The following is a 3,597-nucleotide window of genomic DNA, read 5'->3' as shown; positions in this document are numbered from 1 at the left end:
TCCGCTGTAATACTGAGTCTGATGGCGTGGTGTCAAAGCTGAAACACCGTGCGCCGAGCGGCGCGTGGGGTGGTTCGAATCCCACCTTCTCAGTTGGCGCTGCGTATGTTTTTCACGGAAGCCGTTACTGCTGGCTACTCCCGCGATTCGAAATCTTTAAGCGACACGTTCACTCGCTTGCCAGCTTCGATCTCGACCACAACGAGGCCCATCGGCACGTGGTAGCCAACAACTCTACCTGTTCCGTCTTCTACCGCTACCGTAGCGCCAATCGAGGGGGCTCTCCGATTAAACTCCTCATAAGCCGCGGCTTCGTACTTCAAACAGCACATGAGCCGACCGCAGACGCCACTGATCTTGGAAGGGTTCAGCGACAGATTCTGTTCTTTCGCCATCTTTATCGAGACGGGGTTGAAGTCGGACAAAAACAGGCTGCAGCAGAGATCGCGCCCGCACGGGCCAAGGCCGCCAATCCTCTTCGCTTCGTCGCGTACTCCCACCTGGCGAAGCTCTATTCGCGCATTGAGAGTCGTTGTGAGTTCTCTAACAAGATCGCGAAAGTCCACGCGATCCCCCGCGGTGAAGTAGAAGACTATGCTGGCGCCGTCGAAGCCGTACTCCATGTCCACCAGTTTCATGTGAAGTCCATGTTCGTGAATCAGCTTCCGAGCAGTCCGGTACGCTTCCCGCTTATTTTTGACGTTCTCCTTCTGACGCTCCTTGTCCCCCGCGCTGGCGCGCCGCAAAACCTTCTTGAGCCGTTTATCGCAACCCTCGTCAGCGACCTGCTTTACCGGAGTCACCACCCGTCCGTAGCCGACTCCGCGCGTCACAGGCACTATTACCTCATCGCCGGGCGCCAGCGGAAGCTCTTCGGGATCGTACAGGTACACCTTGCCTCCGGGACGGAATGACACGCCTACAGTCTTAGACATAAAGCGCCTCCTGCAGCCCGAAGAGAGCGCTCTCTATGTTCAATTGCGCCGGGACGTTTTGCTCGGCTGCTCTCATACTGTCTCCAAGAATCTCAATGCACTTCAGAAGGTTGACGGGTGAAAGCGCGTCCGCTTCCTCCGCGATCTCCCGCTCAAGATCGCGATTGATCAGAAGAGCCGCGCGCGCACCCTGTCCGTATAACAGGATATCACGATACCACCATGCTAACGTCGAGAAGAGTTCCTTGACCCCTCGAATCTCCTCCTTGACCTGCTCGCGCTTGCATTCGTCATCGAGTTCCTTCGAAATCCTTCTGGCCGTAGCGCCATCCAGCGTCCCATCAGTGAGCATGCTCTTCTTGTCCTGGTACGCGACGGAGAGTTCATCTGTGGGAGCGCGCACGTCGCGGTATAGCTCCCGGGCGAGGACTAAAGCCTGGTTGAGGTCGACCCTGCGAAGCGCTTGTGCGCACCTGATCACATCATCACGCCGTGTGAGCCTCCACGGTTCGTCGCACCAATCAAGCGCCCTGCCGAGCACCCCGCCTGTGAGCCGCGCCACGAGGTCGGCTCTCTCGGGGCTGATATCCTTTTTCTCCATGAGGTAAGCCTTGAGCTCATCCGCCGGCACGTTTGAGAACCTTATCTCCTGGCAGCGCGACCGGATCGTAGGCAGCACACCTCCAACGTTTGTCGTCACCAGTATGAAAATCACGTTGTCAGGCGGTTCCTCGATAACCTTGAGCAAGGTGGACGCGCCTTCTTCCCACATGCGCTCGGCGTTCTTGATTATGTAGATCTTGTGATCCGACTCGACAGGTTTCTTGAAAGCATCCATGCGGATACTCCTGATCGTCTCAATCCGGATGTTCTTGCCCTCAGGCCGAACAACAGTTACGTCAGGATGCTTCTCCTCCATCACGCGGCGGCAAACGTTACAGGCGCCACAGTCTCCCTTTGAACAGAGAATAGACGCGGCAAAAGTCCTGGCGACAATGAACTTGCCCACGCCTGAGGGCCCGGCGAACATATAGGCGTGATTGACATTTCCTTGCTCGACGGCTCTACGCAAGCTCGAGCACACTGTCTTGTGACCGGCTATCTCATCCCATAGCAACTGACAACAACCTTTCGTCAGGTGATCTTTTTGACGTGTTTGAGAACGCGGGCATGAACCTTCTGCGGTGTACCGAGCGCGTCAACAGACACATAACGATACGGGAATATCTTCATGAGCATGCTGTACGCGTGGCGCACGTTCTCGTGGAACTCCATAGACTCCTGCTCAATACGATCGAGTCCCCGTGAAGCCACCCTGCTCAAGCCTTTGCGCACCTTCAAATCCAGGAATATAGTGAGATCCGGCTCGATGTCGCCACACGCCCATTCGTTGAGGTTCTTGACAGCCTCGAGGCCACAGCCTCTTCCTACCCCCTGGTAGGCAAGCGAGCTATCTATAAAACGGTCCGCGATAACTATCCTGCCCTCCACAAGGGCTGGCCGGATGACCTGGATGACCTGCTGGGCCCGATCGGCCGTAAAAAGCAGTGCCTCCACAACAGGGGCCATGTCAGAGCATTTGGGGTCAAGGAGTATCTCGCGAATCCTCTCCCCCAGCGGTGTGCCGCCCGGCTGGCGGCACAGCACCGCGTCCTTGCCCTCATCAAGCAGGTGCTCCGTGAGCAGTTGCGCCTGTGTCGTCTTTCCAGAGCCTTCACAGCCCTCGAAAGTGATGAATTTGCCTGGCAATTCCTGATGCGCGCTGTCGTTGCCCGTAACGTCTACGCTGTCCACACTTCTCCCTTTTCTTGACCAAACGCATAATGGGGTCAAACCATTTTATGCGTTTTCAAGAAACTTTGTACATCAGATACGACAGAAGGGCCAAGGGCGAGACACAGGCAAGAATGCCTGTGTCACATTTTATAGATTTTGTACTGCTTCGCCAGGTGGTCTTCGCCGCGCGCGTCTATCGCCACAAGCGCCGGAAGACCCGCAAGTTTCACGCGGTATACGACCTCAGGCCCGAGATCCTCCCAGGCGACTTGCGTCATGCTCTCGACCATTCCACCGAACAGAGCCGCGATCCCACCCGGCGAGGCGAAGTACACCGCGCCGTACGCTTCGTGCAGGAGGCGGGCGTCCTCGGATCTTCGGCCCTTGCCGAGAGTCGCCCTCACGCCGAGCTCAAACAACATTCCGAGGAAGCGATCCATGCGCGTGGACGTCGTAGGCCCTATCGCCCCGGTCGCGCGCCCTGCCGCCGGCGGGGTCGGCGCCGCGTGGAAAATGAGCTGACCACAAACTTCAAACGGAGGTTTTTCCCCCGCGTCCACCAGCGCCTCGAGCCGCCCGAGCACAGCGTCCCTCATTGTGAGGGCGTAGCCGTAAAGCAACACGTCCTCACCGGCGCGGAGATCGCCCGGAGCGCCCATGTCAAGCGGGATCTCCAGTTTCTTCAACCAGTTCATCTCCTTTTTGCGCGTTGTCGAAATACTCGTTGAACGGCTTTTTGAATAATACGCCACCTGCGACTACCACAATCGCTCCCACTATCAACGCAAGCATCGAGGGATAAAAACTCTTGCTGAAAAACCCCAGATTGAGCGTTTTGCTGACGGGCTTGCCGCCATGAGAGAAAATCCACTTCGCGAACAAGGCC

General features: G+C 57.1%; 5 protein-coding genes. All 5 read right to left on the bottom strand.

Features of this window, described 5'->3' with window-relative positions; genetic code table 11:
* Positions 1–134 precede the first annotated feature (134 nt).
* Complete coding sequence (locus CVT63_08035) at positions 135–935, bottom strand: stage 0 sporulation protein (protein PKQ27434.1); 801 nt, start codon at positions 933–935, stop codon at positions 135–137.
* Entirely contained in the window at positions 928–2,073 is a 1,146-nt protein-coding gene (gene holB, locus CVT63_08030) for a DNA polymerase III subunit delta' (GenBank protein PKQ27433.1), read from the bottom strand. The genes CVT63_08035 and holB overlap by 8 nt, the downstream gene beginning before the upstream one ends.
* Positions 2,070–2,684, bottom strand: coding sequence for a dTMP kinase (locus CVT63_08025; protein PKQ27435.1), 615 nt, complete (start codon positions 2,682–2,684; stop codon positions 2,070–2,072). The genes holB and CVT63_08025 overlap by 4 nt, the downstream gene beginning before the upstream one ends.
* A gap of 167 nt (positions 2,685–2,851) precedes the next feature.
* Positions 2,852–3,406: a fumarate hydratase gene (locus tag CVT63_08020; protein PKQ27432.1), complete on the bottom strand. Its 555-nt coding sequence runs from the start codon at positions 3,404–3,406 to the stop codon at positions 2,852–2,854.
* Positions 3,372–3,597 (bottom strand): hypothetical protein (locus tag CVT63_08015; GenBank protein PKQ27431.1); only part of this gene is annotated, 226 nt, incomplete at its 5' end. The genes CVT63_08015 and CVT63_08020, both read right to left, overlap by 35 nt.

It is taken from the genome of Candidatus Anoxymicrobium japonicum (assembly GCA_002843005.1).
In the GTDB taxonomy this organism is placed as follows: domain Bacteria; phylum Actinomycetota; class Geothermincolia; order Fen-727; family Anoxymicrobiaceae; genus Anoxymicrobium; species Anoxymicrobium japonicum.
The sequence above is the reverse complement of the archived record's forward strand: the minus strand, read 5'-3'. Positions and strand labels throughout refer to the sequence as shown.